This window comes from Erythrobacter sp. S259 (assembly GCF_057364965.1).
On the sequence record NZ_CP200286.1, the window covers coordinates 2,266,624 to 2,283,667 of the forward strand.

A 17,044-nucleotide genomic window follows, 5' to 3' on the forward strand; every position below is an offset into this window, starting at 1 on the left:
TTTCCTGTCAGACTCACGCATATAGGGAATGTTCCCAAGCGTTTCATGCCCCAATGTTGAATAGGCAATTAGCAGACCATGAACATTCACGCCAAGCCCTCCCGTTTCTTGCTCGCTTTATCCGCTCTCCTCGCCTTAGGCGCCTGCGGATCAGCCGAAACCGATTACGGCGAGCCGCCGCTTACCGGCGCTGCAATCGGCGGTGATTTTGAGCTGATCGACAAGAACGGTGAAACTGTGCGCTGGGACGATTTTAATGGTCAGTACCGGATAGTCTATTTTGGCTATGCCTACTGCCCTGATGTGTGCCCCACAGACGTGCAGCGCACTATCCAAGGGCTCAATCAGTTCACCGAGCAGGAGCCCGAGCTTGGAGCGGGAATACAGCCCATTTTTGTCACCATAGATCCAGAACGCGATACGCCGGAGGTGGTCGGAGAATTTGCCAATGCGTTTTCCGAAGACCTGATCGGCCTCACCGGCACGCCAGAACAGATCGCGGCAGCGGCTAAAGCATTTGCGGTCTTTTATTCTAAAGAGACGCCCTCGCAAAACGGCGCCTATCTTATGACCCATTCCGACATTGCCTATTTGTTCGGTCCCTCAGGCGAGCCTTTGGCGACTTTGCCCAAAGACCTTGGCGCGGATGCTGTTGCACAGGAACTTGCCAAATGGGTAAGGTAGCGCCTCCCTCTCCCCCGCCGCAGCTGCGTGAGGCGTTTTGGGAGCTTCCATTAGACCAGCTCTCCCGCGCGGAATGGGAGGCGCTGTGTGATGGGTGCGGGCGGTGCTGCCTTCACAAGATCGAAGACGCGGACACCGGCGCGATTGAAGACACCAATGTCGCTTGCAAGCTTCTTGATTGCCAAACAGGACAATGCAGCAACTACCGCAATCGCAGGGCGTTTGTCCCCGATTGCCTGCGCCTCACGCTTTCTATCGTTGAAGATGTGCCGTGGCTTCCTGCAACCTGCGCATATCGCAGGCGCGCCGAGGGCCGCGCGTTGCCCGGCTGGCATTACCTCATCACAGGTGAGCGCAGCGATGTCGTGCAGGCGGGCGTATCTGTTGCAGGCCGGGTGATCAGCGAAACCGATGCGGGGCCGCTCGAGCACCATATTGTCGATTGGAGCAGTTAGGCCGTGATCGACTGGCTAAAGCGATCCCATCTGGAGCCGGAAATTGAGCTTGGCGGCGTCAACGTGCCGATCACGCTCAAACGGCATGCGGCGGCCAAGCGATTGACGATGCGGCTTGCGGCCGATGGGAGCGAGGTGCGGATTACCTTGCCTAAATGGGCACGCACCGCTGAGGCCATCGCCTTTGCCCATTCGCGCGCTGATTGGCTTGCCGAGCAATGGGGCAAAATCCCGCAGCGCCAAACACCGGGTGATGGCAGCAATATCCAGTACCGCGGGCAGAATATGCAAGTGGTCTGGGACAGAAACGCGCCAAGGAAACCGGCGGTTAAGGGCGAGGTGATTGCTTTGGGCGGGCCTCAAACCAGTATCGAGACCCGGCTCAAACGCTGGCTTGAACAAGAGGCGCTTGCGCTTTTTGAAGGCGATATTGACGACTACACCAAGGCGGCGTCTTTAGACCCAGTGCCTGTCGGCATATCGCGCGCTCAAAAGCGTTGGGGCAGCTGTTCGGATGGGGGCGCGGCAGGCACGAAGCGCATTCGGCTCAATTGGCGCCTTGTTCAGGCGCCCGATTTTGTGCGCCGATCCGTGGCCGCGCATGAAACGGCGCATCTTGTGCACTTTGATCATTCGCCCGCATTCCACGCGCTGCTTGGTTCGATTTACGAGGGCGATATCAAAACCGCGGACGCATGGCTCAAAACCAATGGACGCGCGCTGTATTCAAGCTTTGGATAAGGTTCGCACATGATCACCCGGTAATTGAGTGTCGCGCGGTAGGGTTTGATTAACCTTACCCACTTAGATTGCATTCATGTTTCGAGGAAACGCTTTCTGGTCCTTGCGTTTTGGTACCACCATCGGGGCAGGCGCGCTGGCACTTGCTGGCATGTCTGCCTCTTTGTTGGTGCCCGCATCACCATTGATGACTCCTGCCAAAGCGCAGGGCAATTGCCCCAATTGCGACCTGCCTCCGGGATGCCGCGGCAACGGAAACACCGGCAATGGAAATGGCGGCAATGGAAACGGCGGCAATGGAAACGGCGGGGACAAATCCAACAACACTAACAGCGCAGGCAACGCGGCCAGCCGGCCCAATTGTGAGCGGCTCGACATCACCATTGAGAGCGACATTGATTTTGGCCGCATCGTCCTTTTGGGCGACGGCGAGGGTCAGGTTGTGCTCGATCTGGCCACTGGCAAGAAAACCCTGATCGGCGATGTCGATGATCTTGGCGGTATGCCGTTTACAGGCCGCGCCATCATCACAGGCGCGCCGTTTCAGCAGGTCATGATCAATCTGCCGAGCGAAGTCGCAATGCGCGATGGACAAGGCGGCGATGCGTTGATCCGCGATTTTGTGATGGACGTGGACACCTTCCCCGTGCTCGATAGCTATGGCCGATTGGAGTTTAGCTTTTCCGCGACACTGGTGCTCAGCTCAAAGCAGCAATCAGCAGGAAATTTACGCGGCCGCGTGCCGATCACCGTCGAATACCCTTAAGCCCACTGGCGTTCGCCTGCCTGACGGCTTATATTGATCAGCGATATGAGCCGTCTTGCCAAATCACGCTTTAATCCAGCGCCAGGGATCGCTGACTTCTGGAATGAATTCCGGAAGCCCAACCCTTACCGCGTCCCCTTGCTTTTGCTCTCGATGATGCCGTTCGGGCTCATCTTCTGGTGGCTGTCGGGGGAGACGGTCTACAAAGACCCGGAGCGGCCCTCGATCACCTATATCACCACCTTTGCGCCTGACCGGTCAGACGAAGAGATCATGGCATCCAACCTCGCCAACCAAGAGGTGAAGGAGCTGCGCGAGGCCGCGCGCGAGGATATGGCTGAACGTAAGCGCGAGCTGTATAAGGCGCTTGGAGCAGCGGCGGGTATGGATGTTGAGGAGATCGACCGCCGCGGGCGCGAGGCGCGCGCAGCTGAAGAAGCTGAGCGGCAGGCTGAACTCGATGCCTTGCTTGCGCCAAGCGGCGAGGATGAAAGCGGCGCTCAAGGCGCGGATGTGCCCACTGGTTCCCCGCAAGAAAGCCCCGCGCCATAGTTTCAGCAGGCCCCACTCATCCTGAATGGATGGCGGCGACCGCGCGTTATGCGCTGCGCACTTATCCCATGTGCAGTCCCAATCCCGGGGTCGCAGCGATCCTTGTGAAAAAGGGCCGCGTCGTCTCGCGCGGGATGACCCAGCGAGGCGGCCGCCCTCACGCAGAAGCCGTTGCCCTTGAGCGCCTGGGCGATGGCGGAGCGAGGGGCACTACCATGTACGTCACGCTTGAACCGTGCGCGCACCGTTCGGCGCGGGGGCCAGCTTGCGCCGACCTTGTCGCGGATGCGAGACCTGACACTTTGGTGATCGGCCAGCTCGACCCTGACCCGCGCACCAATGGCAAAGGGATGGAACGCCTGCGCAAAGCCGGGATTGAAGTGCTGCTGCTGGATGATGAGGCCTCACGCGAAAGCCTGAAAGGATTTCTCACCCGCGAGGCGCTCGGACGGCCCTATGTGACGCTCAAACTGGCGACAAGCCTTGATGGACAGATCGCGATGGCCGATGGGACCAGCCGGTGGATCACCGGCGATGAGGCACGGGCACACGTCCATGCGCAGCGGGCCCGCCAGGACGCAATCCTGGTCGGCGGCGGCACTTGGCGGGCGGATAAGCCCCGGCTTGACGTGCGCCTCCCCGGCCTCGAGGACCGCTCGCCTGAACGAGTGCTGCTTTCAAGAGGCGTTGCGCCTGACGGTGTGCGGGTCATCAATGAGCCGCAGCAGATTGGTGCAATTAAAGGCGCCCAAACGCTTTATGTGGAGGGAGGCGCGCAGGCGGCAGCAAGTTTTCTTGCCGAAGATCTCGTCGATGAAATCCACCTCTACCGCGCGCCAATTGTGATCGGTAAAGGCCTAAGCGCGCTCGGCGACATCGGCCTTGAAACGCTAGCAGGCGCGCATGAGCGCTGGCAGCTAATCGAAACGCGGCAGCTTGGCAGCGACGATTTCACACTCTATCGGCGTCTTCGCTGATTTTCGCCGGCAACAGGAGTTTCGTCACATGTTCACAGGTATCGTCACCGCTATAGGCACGGTGTCACACGCCGAAAAGCGCGGCGACTTGCGCCTGCGGATCACCGCGCCCTTTGATCCAGCGCGCATCGACATCGGCGCCTCGATTGCATGTTCTGGCGTGTGCCTGACGGTGGTTGCCAAAGGCGGTGAGGCGGGCGGTGCCTGGTTCGATGTTGATGTTTCCGGCGAGACAGTCAGCTGCACCCATGCGGGGATGTGGGAAGAAGGCGCAAAGCTTAACCTTGAACCTTCCTTACGCCTTGGAGATGAACTTGGCGGTCATATCGTCACTGGCCATGTCGATTGCGTTGGTGAAGTCATCTCTGGCGAGGTGGTCGGCGACAGCTGGAAGCTCATCATCCGCGCACCCAAAGACATGGCTCCCTATATTGCGGGCAAAGGGTCGATCACGGTGAACGGCGTGTCGCTCACCGTGAATGAGGTCCGCGACCAAGCGGACGGCGCATGCGACTTTATGCTCAACATCATACCGCACACCGCCGAAGTAACAACGCTGGGCGAGCTTAAGGCGGGATCAGAAGTTAATCTCGAGATTGATGTGCTGGCTCGGTATTTGAAGCGGATGCAGGGCCTCGCTGCGCAAAACTAAGCCTGTCGCGCAGGCTGCGCACTTTACTGGGTAACAATGGCCGAGCCGTTCGTAGCGAGCGATGTTGCAAACGCCCGTTTGCGCAGTGGTCGCAGTGGTGCGGAGGCCGCTTTGGTTGACGCTTGAGCTTGCGCCTTCGCCGATCTGATCGATACCGGCCTCAACAACGGTTCCGGTCTGCGAGACTTTGCTCTGGCTTTGAGCCGCAGCCGGAACAGCTGTGGCCAAGGCAATAATGCTCACACCGAACAATAATGTCATTTCTGTTCCAAAACGAGCAAGGGCGGAGCGCAGTTAAGCGCCCCGCCCTCGCAGTGCAATTCGAGTGGTTTGCGCGATTATCTGCGCGACATGCGGTCCGGAGAACTATCATAACCATCGACGCTTTTCGAGACGAGAACATTCACCTCAACGCGGCGGTTTTGCGCTTTTCCTTGCGAGGTCGAATTGTCAGCGACCGGATTCGATTCTGAAAAGCCGGTCGGAGTGAGCATCCGGTAAGGAGCCCAGCCGCATTGCTGCTGAAGGTAGTTCACAACATTGCCGGCGCGCTTTTCAGAAAGACGCTGGTTCACTTCCTGACTGCCTGTGGAATCGGTGTAGCCCACTACCAAAAGCAGTGCGTTGTCGATTTGGTCTGCCTGCGCTGCGGCATTGCACAGCTCACCGCGCGCATCCGGCGTCAGGCTAGAGCGGCCTGATCCGAAATAGACCTTGGTTGTCGATTTGACGTTGTATTGATCAATATCGCCAAAGCGCCCGCGCAATTGCTCGGTTGCAATCGCATTGGCTTCAACGCCTGCGGCATTCTCGCCGATCATCGCTTCATTACGCGTAAAACGGCCATTGGTCCCTTGTGCAACCAACAAGGCGGTTTCGTAGTCGCTTCCTGAAAAACGAATGCGTTCTGCGGCAAGACCGCCGGTCCACTCACGGGTCGCGACCTTCACGGGAAGTCCATCGAGCAACGCATCAGAGCCAAGGGCTGTGGTGCCAAGACCAAGAAAGCCGCCCTTTGCAAGGATGCGGGTTTCTTCGGTCACTGCCAAAGCAACCGTGCTGCCATCCGGTTTGGTCACTTCGACACGGTCGCCGCGTCGCGCCGAAATAAAGCCTTCAATCTCAGGCCCAACAACAAGGTCGCCCAGCGCACCAGGGCTCGGGGCCGTGACGGTGGTGAGAACTTCGGGTTGAGTAGCAGGGACCGGGCGCACATCTTGCGCCGCCGCTCCGCTCGCAAACACTCCGCCTACAAGCGGGAGGGAAAATGCCCCTGCAATCAGCAGGGTCTTAGGGGTCAACTTCATCACGTTTGCTCCTTAAAGCATTGTTATCAGTCATCATTTATAATTCGGCGAGAAAACACCGTTGGCATCTATCAAGCCACCGGTTTTCACGCCGCCACGCCGATAGGCGTTTGCGGGTCGATATGCCCTCCCCCCACGCAAAATCGGTTAACTTGCGATGCTCGTCAAAAAATCATCGCATTCGCAAAAGCTCACCCAAACCTCTGCGAAGCGAAAGAAATGATCGTGTTAACCTTGCACCCAGATGAACAAGAGCAGAAAAACGATAGTCTGTACGGTTATCTGGTGGCAGGTGTGCGGTGAGCGGATTTAAAGTTTGCCCGGCGCGTCTCGTGTACAGCGCGCCTCGCGAACCATCGCAAAAAGGGCGCGTGAGGGGCACAGCCCCCGCGCGCCCCCGCGCTCCTACCTCTTTTGCCCGAGTCGCTTGAACCGGGTCTCACCTTTGATGAGTCTCATGTTTGCCTGAGTTCATCACCCATGCCGCTGCCTTCCTGATCTGTGGCATAACCCAAACCCTCGCACGCTTGTCGTCCGATAGGGTTGCAAAGAGGGCCAATGCGTACATCAGGACAAACCCCCATCTGTGGAGGCGAATTGCTCCCAACTGGTTTGTATTTTCCTTTCAGCAGCGAGGGAATAGACCGGATATCGGGGTTAATGCCGCGACCGGGGATGCGGCCTTGCGCATCTGTTCATTTTTGCGAAAACATTTTCCTACTCGCGCCTTGATGTGCCTTGCTTTGCGGCATGCCTTCTCAAGCCTCCTGCAAACCGTGCTCTACCCGGTCTCGCCCGCCCGCCTTTATCCCGGTTAATCAGCGGGGACGCAAAGACGGGTGGAGCGCGCAGACGCAATGTGTGTTTTTGGCGAAGCTCTATGTCACCGGCTCGGTCAAAGCCGCCGCCAAAGCGGTGGGGCGCAGCCGGGCGAGCGCTTATAAACTGCGCAAGCGGCCTGGCGCTGACAGTTTTGCAAGGAGCTGGGACAAGGTGCTTGCAGGCCCCAAAAAGCGCGGACAGCGAGAAACCAAGGCCAATCTGGAGCACCGCCGCCGGCCCGATTGGCGAAAGTTGACACATAGAGAGCTGTTTTGGCGGTCTCAGGTGGGGTTCCTGCGCCCTGTGATCTATCGCGGACGTATGCTCTCTATAGTCCACAAACCCGACAATACCGCGCTTTTGCGGCTGTTATCGCGCCTTAATCCGGTGTGCATGGGCGGGGCCAAGCGGGGCGCAAAGAAGCAGGAGCCAAACTTTGAAAAAACCCCGCTTCGCTGTTCCAAAAATGAGGCGTCAATGCCGCCTCCTAAGAGACAAGCTGCTAGCCCGTAACCTCAGCGATAGCGCCGATAAACTTGTCGATGTTGTCCATGGTGAGACCCGCAATGTTGATGCGGCCAGAGCCTGCCATATAAATGCCGTGTTCTTCGCGAAGCTCAATCACCTGCTCTTTAGAAACCGGCAAGGTTGAAAACAGCCCATTCTGGGTTGCAAGCGGAGCAAGGTCGACCGAGCCTTGTTGACCCGCCTCGCCAAGATACTCGCGGACCTGACGCATGCGCGCACGCATCTGCTCAAGTTCATCGAGCCACGCTTGCGTCAGCTCAGGATCGCGCAAGATCACGCGAACGGCGGCAGCACCGTGATCAGGCGGCATCGACCAGCTTGCGCGGGCCAGAGCGTTGGCGTTTGAGAATGCCTTGGCAAGGGTAGCGCTGCCCTCCTCGCCTTTCTCGGCGAGGATGTAGAACGCGCCAACCCGGTCGCGGTACATGCCAAAGTTCTTGTCGCAGCTGTAAGCAATGAACGCCTCAGGCACTTTGGCAAGGACGGAGCGCATACCGGCCGCGTCCTCTTCCATACCAAAGCCAAGGCCTTGGTAAGCGGTGTCAATAATCGGGAAAGTGCCGCTGGCGACAAGCGCATCACCAATCGCTTCCCACTGTTCGGGTGAATAATCAATGCCCGTCGGATTGTGACAACAGCCATGGATCAAAACAGCCTCGCCCGGACCTGCGCCATTGATTGCAGCGAGCACCGCGTCGGCGTTGGCCGTGCCATCAGCATTGGCATGGTCAAACGCCTGAAACTCCAGCGCGACGTCCTTGATGATCTGTGCGTGGTTGGGCCAGCTCGGTGTGCCCATGTGGAGCTTGGTAATGCCCATGTGTTTAGCAAGAGCGATAGCAAGACGAACCGCGCCCGTTCCGCCCGGCGTCTGCATCCCTTCAAGGCGCCCGCCCATGGTGGCGTTCGAACCGAAGATATACGGCATCAGCGCGTGAACAAAGCCCATATCGCCCTCTGGTCCGAGGTACGATTTGCTGTCCTGATTATCGACCAGCCACTGCTCCGCACCCTTAATCGCGCCGAACACAGGGGTCCCGCCTTGCCCGGTGCGATAGACACCGACGCCAAGGTCGATTTTATCGCCGCGCGTATCAGCTGCGTAGAGTTTGATGAGCGCCAGAAGCGCGTCCGGGTTTTGTTCTTGGAGTCTTTCGAGCATGGGCAAGCCTCATACTCACCTTGCGCCGCGCTGCAACCACCTTTGGAGATTGTGCGCGGTGAGCCGTGTTTAGAACGGTAGCCAGCGGTGCTTTTTGGAAAAGCGCATATAGCCTGCGTTGACGCCAAGCCGGAGCCCTGCGCCCATGCGAATGGGGATGAGCACGACATCGCCGCGCCGCACATAGCTCGCGTGCAAGCCGCCCACAAGATAGGCTTGGCCTTCACCTGCAGGATAGCGTTTGAAGATGTCTTCGGTGTCGAACAGATTATAGACGAGAACAAAGGTGTTGCCCGCATTTGCGCCTGCATCAAGCCCAAGGGATGGACCGGTCCAATAGACTTTCCGCTCGCCCTCGACCTTGTGATAAAGCGTGCCGGAACCATAACGCGCGCCAAATATGAAAGCGCCGCCCGCTTCGCGCCCAACAATGTATCCGTTGGGCTCACCCTGCTTCCTCAGAAGGTCTTCGATCATCCCGGCAAGACCCTTGGCGCCTTTGCCAAAGATGCCTTCCGCCGCGCCAATCAAATCGTCTTGTCCGTAAGTTCCAGGTTGATTGCCAGCTTGATTGCCAGGTTGATTGCCAGCTTGAGCAGCAGACGCAGCGCTGACTTCGCCCTGCTGCGGATCGCGCCACTGCGGCACGCCTTGGCCAGCACCCGCCTCTCCATTGGCGTAATCCGAAAAGTCATCCGAAAATCCGGGCTCAGCTGGCGCACCGCGCGCCGGTGCTGGCATTCCAGTTACAGGGCTGAGCGAAGGGGCAGTCCGGAAACCGCCCGTATTGGTGTCTGTAGAAGATACAGCTTGGTCAGTGATATTGTCACCGACGAAACTCGGGCGGCCAAGATCAGCGTCAATCGCGGTGCTATCAGGGAACCTGTCAGCCGCCGGAAAAGCCTCAGCGACCTCACCGGCCTCGCCCTGAATTTCACCCGGGATATCGCTCGCAATCTCGCCGGGAATATCAGTGGGAATATCATTGGGGACGCTGGTTTCAAACGCCGCATCGGGATCAAAAGTTTCGAGCGCCTGAGCATTCACTGGACCAGACACGCTTGCTATTGCCAATCCCAAAGCGCTCAAAAGGACCGCTGCCCTGCTCAAAACCTGAGGAGCACGTCCATCAGGATTGCGTACCGAGAAAATGGACTTGAGCATTTCAAACACCTTTTGCTTTGTGCGGCTGTTGAACACATGATGCATTCGCCCCGGCTGGAGCTGAACCGTATTGACCGCGCGCGGCAACGCTCTTGTCGGTCAAACGAATCGAAAACGCGACGAGCCGAAGATGACGGCTGCGCGTTAATCGCTTTCACCGCGCCTCTGCGCTCTAATACTAGTAAGCTTTACGCAGGCTGCACCGGTGCGTCAGGCCCTGAACAGGTGCAATTCATGCACATTGACCTCTTGCCGCCCATGAAAGCGTTGACTATAGCCCGCCGCCTAAAGCCGAACGCAAACAGATGCGTCGTGCGGAGACGTGGGTGAGTGGCTGAAACCAGTTCCCTGCTAAGGAACCATACCTACTACGGGTATCGAGGGTTCGAATCCCTCCGTCTCCGCCATTTAGCCCTGATTTCATTGGACAATTTTTCAATCAAACTTTGCGTTACCATAAACGCTCCCCGATAGGCTGCTGGTTTGGCGCTATGTCCAATGGCTCGAACAACTAGCAAGGATCATACCTGCCACTTGACTCGTGTGGGCTACCGTCATCAGATTGCGGCATGCGTTTTATCGAGAATGGACCAGCGGTACCACTGCACCTTCTTGAACAGCAGACTCTCGGGAATGTGATTTTCTTCTGCGGAGCAGGTGTTTCGGTGCCAGCCGGACTTGACACCTTTTGGCGACTTACAGACCGGGTGGCCAGAAGCTTGGACAGTAAGCCAGCGCAAAAAGCCCTTGAAGGTGGCGTCGATTTCGAGCTTCTCGCCGACTTGCTGGCGGATGAGTTTGGCAGCGGTAAGAGAGCGAAGTTCGCAAAGGTTCTGAAAAGCAATGCAGCGCAGGAAGCGCTCGCAAACGGAGTCGCTTACGACCGAGTGTTCGCGTTGTTGTCGAAGGAGTACGGTCGCCCTGAAATTGACCGCCAAATCTTCACCGCGTTAGCAGGCAAGAAAGCACGAACTCTGGCTCACCACCGCAATATTCTGCGCCTGTCTCAAACCTCTACCGGCGACACGCAGTTGGTCACGACAAACTTTGATAGGCTCTTTGAAAGGGCTGATCCAAAGGTGGAGGCAATCGTGCCACCAGCGCTACCGAGGCTAGACCTCAATCAAAAAATTAACGGTGTTGTCTATTTGCATGGAAGGCTGACCGATACCAGCCTGGGCGAACCTGCAAACTATGTGATCAGCAGTCCAGACTTTGGACGTGCGTATTTGGCAGAAGGCTGGGCCAGCCGCTTCGTCAGAGAGTTACGTGAACGCCACACGTTGGTCTTCCTGGGCTACAGCGCCGATGATCCACCGATGAGGTATCTGCTCGAGGGCCTAAACGATCGTGACGGAGTAACTTACGAAAACCCAATCTACGCATTCGCACCCGATGAAGACGGTCAAAGCATCGAGAATTGGATCGACAAGGGGGTCACTGCAATTCCCTATTCGCCCAAAGACAATCACTCCTTGCTGTGGGAAACCATTCGTATTTGGGCAGACGCAGCGACCGAACCTGAGAAGTGGCATTCTTCAGTCGTCGAATTGGCGCGGCGCGGCCCGCGCAATCTCAAATCGTTTGAACGCGGGCTGGTTACCGACCTCATCCGGACCGTGAACGGAGCTAAGGCTTTTGCTGAGGCAGACCCTCCCCCACCTGCTGAATGGCTTTGCGTTTTTGATCCCAATGCTCGGTATGCGAAGCCAAAGAAGGCGAGTTTCGAGGACGGAGCTAAAGAAATTGACCCTCATGATATGTATGGGCTGGATGATGATCCCCCAAGACCGCCAAGTGCCTCTAATCGGCTGTTTGAAGAAAGCGCAGCTGATCCCTTAAGCGCCGACAGGAATGCCGATGCTGTTATTGATCGCCCACGGCTACAAGGGAGCCACCCCGTCTTTCATAACCGACTTCCATCGAGGCTTGGTAGCATATCAAGTTGGATAGCATCGGTCTGCGATCAACCAGCAGCTATTTGGTGGGCTTCGGGATGGAGCAGTATTAACAACCAGGTCCTTTTGCAAATCTCAAACCGGTTGCGTGGTCACAATGGGAAGGCACTTCCGGACCAAGCTGCCAAATTTTGGACGTTTTATATCGAGCGGGCTGAGGCAAAGCCTCTCAATGATAATGAATACCCTTGGTATGATTTTGAAGCGCTAGTGAAGAAGACTGGATGGACACCGTCTGCCCTGAGATATCTCGAAGACTGCGCGCGCCCGTTTGTTACAACGGCCCGTCCTTACGGTGGACCAATACCACCAGCAGAAGGATGGGCCGAGATCGATCTTCAGAATGTGACGCGTTTGGAAGTCACGGCACTCTCTCGCCATGACTCGAAGCTTGAAATTCCGCATGAACATCTGGCGGATTTCATAAAGGTCATCAGGTGCAGCCTGAGCCGCGTTCTGGAGTTACTTACTGAGATTGGAGATTGGTTCTGGCGCTCTCCAAACCTTCATCCGACAGAAGACCCTGATGAACCATATCACCACGATGACAAAGATCAGCTGGTTATTTGGGTTAAAGCACTATTTCAGCAGCTCTTGGCGCACGACAAGGAGGCGGCCAAGTCCGAGTTTTCTTCTTGGCCAAATGATGAGGAAAAGGTGTTCGCAAAGTTGCGAATCTGGGCTGCGACTTTGCATGGATTTCTCACTGATAGCGAATCTTGCGATGAGCTTCTCAGCCTGCCGAATAATGCGTTTTGGGACACCTATGCTCAACGCGGGATTCTGCTATTGCTGCAACAGCGATGGGGTGGTTTCAGCACTAAAGAACGGAGAATGCTTGAGGCTCGGATTGCCGACGGACCAGACCACTGGGAAGACGAAGAGACAAAACCGTTCGAGAAACGGAAAGCCCGCAGTATTGCGTCCCGGCTGAGGTGGATCGAACTACACGGCTGCGACCTCAGCGACCAAGCAAAGCAGGCACTTGATAAGTTCAAGAAAGTCGATCCAAGTTGGAATGATGATTACGCTCGCGGGGCCGATGAGAGTTACGGCCCCAAGGGCGGCTGGATAGCCGAGGATACAGACACAAAGGGTCTCGAAGATTTGTTCATCGGCGAGATATTAGAACGAGCAGAAGCTGGGACCGAAGAACGGTTTGGCGAGCTGAAGCACTTCAAGCCGTTCAAAGGATTGGTTCAGTCTAACCCCCTCAAGGCTCTCTCGGCACTGCGCCTCGCGTTGAAGAATGGAGAGTTTCCAACGCAGTTTTGGATTGATCTACTCTCGACTTGGCCGCAAGAAAGTTCGCTTCGATTGCGATGGCTGGTTGCAAAGACCGTAGCCAGCTTAAGCGATGATCAGGCTCTTGAATTGCGGTATTACAGCGGCGAGTGGCTTAGAGCGCATATGCGCGCCTTTTACAGAGTAAGTCGCCCCGACGCGCTTAGCGTATTCGATGGCTTCCTTGGACCATTTTTGAATGCTCCGCCTGAGTTTACGAAGAGCAGTATGGGCAACGCCACGATAGCTGGAGAAGTCCAACTTGAATCGCAGGTCTCGATCAACAAGGCAATAAATAGTCCCATTGGGCATCTGACTGATGCGCTTTGGAGAGTGACCGCGAATAGAGGAAAGCCGCTGGGATGGATAAACGGGAACTTAGCAAGGCGGTTCGAAACTCTCTCGCGAGCGCCTGGAGATGGCGGCGGGCACGCCATTGCAACATTGACCTCTCACCTGACCTGGATTGAGTATCGTTACAAAGATTGGTCTCGTGATTTCCTTTTGCCTAAATTCGCTTTGAATGACGCTCATAGCGAAGCCGCTTGGCACGGACTCATGTATGACCGGAAGCAATTGCCTATTGAAGTCTTCCGAATGCTCAAACCCGATTGGCTGTCTATCATCAAAGGCCAAAGCCCGTGGAGCATGGCACTTGAAGGTCGTCGAAACCTGATTGCTGGGATGGTCAATCTGGCAAACCCATTGCTCGATGAAGGAGCTGTCTTCACGTTTGCAGAAGTTCGAGATGTGCTGCGAGAAACCGACAACGCAGGTAGAAGCCATGCGATTTGGTCACTTGCCGACTGTTTCTCACGGCGAGGGGAGTGGGAGGGCTTTGTTCAACCATTTATTGAACACTCATGGCCGAAAGAGCTGCGCTATCGCAGTACCGATGCCACTAGAAGCTTTCTTCGTCTTGCAGAGCATTCAGGAGATGATTTCCCTGCTGTTGTGAAGGCAATCCTTCCTCTAGTTCGGCCCTTGCAACATGGCGAAATGTTCACCTACCGCATTTACCGCAATAGGAATGGGAACGACGCGGACACAGAGCAATTTGCGCAGAAATTTCCAAGGGAGACGCTTCAGCTACTCAATGCGATCACCGGAGATGACAGGGTGCAGGTTCCATACGGTTTTGGACAGGCAATCAGAGCATTAGTGAGTTTTGATCCGACAGTACAAGAGACCGCTGAATACCGACGACTTAGTGGCCTAATTGACTGAACGGATGCACCTCTAAATCAATTTCAAGGTTAAGTTTTATCAACCCCTCTTGGGGTTCGTCTGTTTGGAGCTCATCGAGCTGCGTTTCTTCCCCGATTCAGAGCGCGGGCCAGTGCTCATTCCACCATGCAATTTGCAGCGACCATTCCGAAACAGATCGCGGCGCTTGCAAGGCGTGCCCGCGCGTGTCTTTGCGCCGCACTCCATACCACGGCACTCTTCAGGAAATGGGACCGCCTTGGGAGGCGGATAGGAATATCTGCGTGCCCGCCATTCAGCCTGAACGCGGTCATGCTCTTCATAATGTGCGCGCAGGAGATTCCTAAGCTTCGCTTGATTGGATTCATCCAAAATTGCCTCCGTGCCCAAACTTTGCGCCTAGTTAGCTTTTGAGTCCAACTGGTCAGCAAAGCAAATGGGACAGAGAAATAGCATTGGGATATGGCACAATCTCGCGCGCGCGCGCGAACTGGTCGCGCATGCGCGTGCGTGATGGTTAACCAGCACTATTTTCGGCTAGGAGCAAAGGCCAAGAGAAGCAGCCCAGCAATTACCAGTAGTCCGATCATCCAAGGGGAATCCTCAAGCCCTTCCTCACCGATCTGTACGAACAGTATCAACCCAATCAAAGCAGCAGCTGCGATCAGGATGTACCGCTGGCTTTTCGATAATAACATTTGCTCATCGCCTCGTGTTTTTTCGGACTGAAGAGATTTAGTGGGCAGGGCTGGCTCTCTTCGTCTCTTGACGAGACTCGTAATGGCCCAACCGATTGTTCCTATGGCGACTAAACTCCCATAAAGTATGGCAAGCGCAGCTTGAACTTCTAGCGCCCAAAGCGCGATCAATCCGCCGAATGTCAGAACCCACGGCACTCCGAACTTATCAATGGACTTGTTCGCGGGAGCCTCATTCCCAACGAAGGAAAGCACAGAAACATACAGGTAAGGGATCGTTGCCAAGACCACCCATGCAAAGATCAGGCTTCCCCAGACTAGTTCTTCGTCCATTGCCTCTGACCATCGGCAAACGCGGCTCAGATTCGCTATGCTCGACCTCATTTTCCGGCTGGTGCCGGGAGGTTGAACATGCGCGATCACGAGGAAGCGCACCCTCCTTATTCGCCGGAGGGCTGTTGTATTCGGAGGCCACCCGACATGGGCGGACTCGTGATCAGCACTAAATGTGCACCGTTAAGGCTGTTCAGACCCAAACGGCTTGATTTCGTTAGCTCAGGAGCTGCATTGACTGCAACCGGTTCTGCGAGAATATTTCCAACATCCCAGCTATAGCAACCGCGTCATCACACTCTGCTACTTTGCGACATGTGAGACAATCTCGCGTGCGCACGCGCGATGCGAAGGGGTTCAGGCAAGCATCAAGAGCACTAATGTAGCCTTCTTTATTGCCTTACCGTCGTTCGTTGCACCGAAAGATCACTCTACAGGAACCGGGCGCGCCGAGCATAGGAGGTCGCGCCCGCGTTACCTTAGTAAGGGGGAGGTCGCCGCACCTTCACCGCAAGGTCGCCGCATGAATTGCCGAGAGGAACGGCGAGAGGGCCGCCGCGTTCGCCGCAAGGGGTCGCTGCAAGGGGGTCGCCGCACTTTGGAAGGGGTCTCTGCGCTCATTGGCCGTTCTGCACCAGCCGGATACCGCGCCGGGTCTTTCGATCATCGCCACGCCACAAGTCCGCATCACATTCGATAATGTTGAGGCCGAGCAGCCGCTCCATTGCCACTTCAAATTCGGGCTTCTTCATGCCCTTGGCCGCAGGCATCCCGGCGAATATCTTGGGAGCGTAGTTGCTCCCCGGCTTGTGCGAGACGTTCCGCCCTTGTTCAGTGCAAAGCGCGAGGCATTTGAGAAAGGCTTCATTCCCCGCGTGAGCCTTAGCTGCGTCGGCCAGCTTGCGCGCCGTCTCGGTCGGCAAATCATCCTCCAGCACGAAGGCCCAATTTACCCATGCAAAGCGCAGTTGCTCGCCTTTCCGGGCATAGTTGGCCTTGCCGACTGTTAGCGTGCGCATGTCAGTTTGCAGATCGTGCTCGATTGTGAATTGCGAGCGGACCGCGTTTAGCCATGCAGTTGAGCCTGAATAACTGTCCCCTGCCTTGTTCGGATGGCCCAAAAGAATGATGGCCGCGCCGCTCTCGCCTGCCAGCCGGTTGAGCGCGTTGACGAAGCGCGTCACTTCGCCCCGGTCGTTCTCGTTCCCGGTGAACAGGTGCGCCACGTTATCGAGCGCCACCAGCTTGGCTCCGGTGCGCCGGATCATGGCCGCTAGGCGATAATAGGCGGGGGACAGGGTTAACTCACCGTCCGACCCCTCAGACTCCAATGCGTTGTCGAGCGCACCTCTAAGGCTTGCCACATGCAGCTTGCCCGCAAGGCTGGCGACCGGCACGCCCAGCGCCTCGCAGATATGCGATTGCCGCCAGTGCAATTGCCCCTCGTCATCTTCGCAGGTGAGATAGATCGCCGGGGCTTGGCCCATATCTAGGCGAAGCGTCGGAACGCCAGCCGCAAGCGCGGTTGCCAATTGTTGCGCCAGCAGCGACTTGCCCGCGCTCCCTGGCCCTGTGAACAGCGTAACTTCACCGGCTGGGGCTAGATTAGGGATGACGAACTGCTTTGGGGCAGGCGTTACTTTCGAAAGAGCATTCCAGTCGAGGGTTTGAATTGCCGCCGCCGCGATTGCTTCGCTCGCCTCATTCAGATCGGTGTTGGCATAGTCCATCGGCTTCGTTGCTTTTGTTGCCATA

Annotated in this window: 15 protein-coding genes and 1 tRNA gene; 10 read left to right on the forward strand and 6 right to left on the reverse strand. The window is 56.6% G+C overall.

Translation table 11 applies throughout. The features are described from left to right. Window positions 1-78: 78 nt before the first annotated feature. The 7 genes from AC0V60_RS10795 (at window position 79) to AC0V60_RS10825 (ending at window position 4,827) form a co-directional block, all read left to right on the forward strand. A complete protein-coding gene (locus tag AC0V60_RS10795) occupies window positions 79-684 on the forward strand; it encodes an SCO family protein (protein WP_486178466.1) in 606 nt (201 codons plus the stop codon). Continuing rightward, window positions 672-1,139 (forward strand): YcgN family cysteine cluster protein, encoded by a 468-nt coding sequence (locus AC0V60_RS10800; RefSeq protein WP_486178467.1) that lies wholly within the window; start codon window positions 672-674, stop codon window positions 1,137-1,139. The genes AC0V60_RS10795 and AC0V60_RS10800 overlap by 13 nt, the downstream gene beginning before the upstream one ends. A gap of 3 nt (window positions 1,140-1,142) precedes the next feature. After that, window positions 1,143-1,880: a M48 family metallopeptidase gene (locus AC0V60_RS10805; RefSeq protein WP_486178468.1), complete on the forward strand. Its 738-nt coding sequence runs from the start codon at window positions 1,143-1,145 to the stop codon at window positions 1,878-1,880. Between the two features lie 103 nt (window positions 1,881-1,983). Next, entirely contained in the window at window positions 1,984-2,646 is a 663-nt protein-coding gene (locus tag AC0V60_RS10810) for a DUF4402 domain-containing protein (RefSeq protein WP_486178469.1), read from the forward strand. Window positions 2,647-2,691: 45 nt separating this feature from the next. Further along, entirely contained in the window at window positions 2,692-3,198 is a 507-nt protein-coding gene (locus AC0V60_RS10815; protein WP_486178470.1) for a hypothetical protein, read from the forward strand. A 29-nt stretch (window positions 3,199-3,227) separates the two neighbouring features. Further along, a complete protein-coding gene (gene ribD, locus AC0V60_RS10820; protein WP_486178471.1) occupies window positions 3,228-4,175 on the forward strand; it encodes a bifunctional diaminohydroxyphosphoribosylaminopyrimidine deaminase/5-amino-6-(5-phosphoribosylamino)uracil reductase RibD in 948 nt (315 codons plus the stop codon). Between the two features lie 28 nt (window positions 4,176-4,203). Then, a complete protein-coding gene (locus AC0V60_RS10825; protein WP_486178472.1) occupies window positions 4,204-4,827 on the forward strand; it encodes a riboflavin synthase in 624 nt (207 codons plus the stop codon). A 338-nt stretch (window positions 4,828-5,165) separates the two neighbouring features. Here the strand turns inward: AC0V60_RS10825 and AC0V60_RS10830 are convergent, their stop codons facing one another. Further along, window positions 5,166-6,134 (reverse strand): OmpA family protein, encoded by a 969-nt coding sequence (locus AC0V60_RS10830; protein ID WP_486178473.1) that lies wholly within the window; start codon window positions 6,132-6,134, stop codon window positions 5,166-5,168. 861 nt (window positions 6,135-6,995) lie between these two features. Here AC0V60_RS10830 and AC0V60_RS10835 point away from each other — a divergent pair. Then, window positions 6,996-7,469 carry a hypothetical protein gene (locus AC0V60_RS10835; protein WP_486178474.1) on the forward strand — a complete coding sequence of 158 codons (474 nt, stop codon included), beginning with the start codon at window positions 6,996-6,998 and terminating at the stop codon, window positions 7,467-7,469. On the opposite strand, the gene AC0V60_RS10840 is transcribed toward AC0V60_RS10835, so the two are convergent. Together AC0V60_RS10840 and AC0V60_RS10845 are read right to left on the reverse strand one after the other, a co-directional pair. Then, the gene (locus tag AC0V60_RS10840) at window positions 7,459-8,646 is read right to left on the reverse strand and encodes an amino acid aminotransferase (RefSeq protein WP_486178475.1); all 1,188 of its coding nucleotides are present in this window, start codon (window positions 8,644-8,646) and stop codon (window positions 7,459-7,461) included. The genes AC0V60_RS10835 and AC0V60_RS10840 overlap by 11 nt on opposite strands. Before the next feature lie 69 nt (window positions 8,647-8,715). Beyond that, window positions 8,716-9,579 carry a DUF1134 domain-containing protein gene (locus tag AC0V60_RS10845; protein ID WP_486179484.1) on the reverse strand — a complete coding sequence of 288 codons (864 nt, stop codon included), beginning with the start codon at window positions 9,577-9,579 and terminating at the stop codon, window positions 8,716-8,718. 547 nt (window positions 9,580-10,126) lie between these two features. Between AC0V60_RS10845 and AC0V60_RS10850 the strand changes: the two genes are divergently transcribed. Continuing rightward, window positions 10,127-10,217 (forward strand) — tRNA-Ser (locus AC0V60_RS10850). Between the two features lie 162 nt (window positions 10,218-10,379). Next, window positions 10,380-14,279, forward strand: coding sequence for an SIR2 family protein (locus tag AC0V60_RS10855; RefSeq protein WP_486178476.1), 3,900 nt, complete (start codon window positions 10,380-10,382; stop codon window positions 14,277-14,279). Window positions 14,280-14,318: 39 nt separating this feature from the next. Here AC0V60_RS10855 and AC0V60_RS10860 read toward each other — a convergent pair whose 3' ends face one another. From AC0V60_RS10860 to AC0V60_RS10870, 3 genes are all read right to left on the reverse strand, one after another. Then, window positions 14,319-14,486 carry an HGGxSTG domain-containing protein gene (locus AC0V60_RS10860; protein ID WP_486179485.1) on the reverse strand — a complete coding sequence of 56 codons (168 nt, stop codon included), beginning with the start codon at window positions 14,484-14,486 and terminating at the stop codon, window positions 14,319-14,321. Between the two features lie 299 nt (window positions 14,487-14,785). Next, window positions 14,786-15,289, reverse strand: coding sequence for a hypothetical protein (locus AC0V60_RS10865; protein ID WP_486178477.1), 504 nt, complete (start codon window positions 15,287-15,289; stop codon window positions 14,786-14,788). 617 nt (window positions 15,290-15,906) lie between these two features. Next, a complete protein-coding gene (locus AC0V60_RS10870; RefSeq protein WP_486178478.1) occupies window positions 15,907-17,043 on the reverse strand; it encodes an AAA family ATPase in 1,137 nt (378 codons plus the stop codon). Between the last annotated feature and the right edge of the window lies 1 nt (window position 17,044).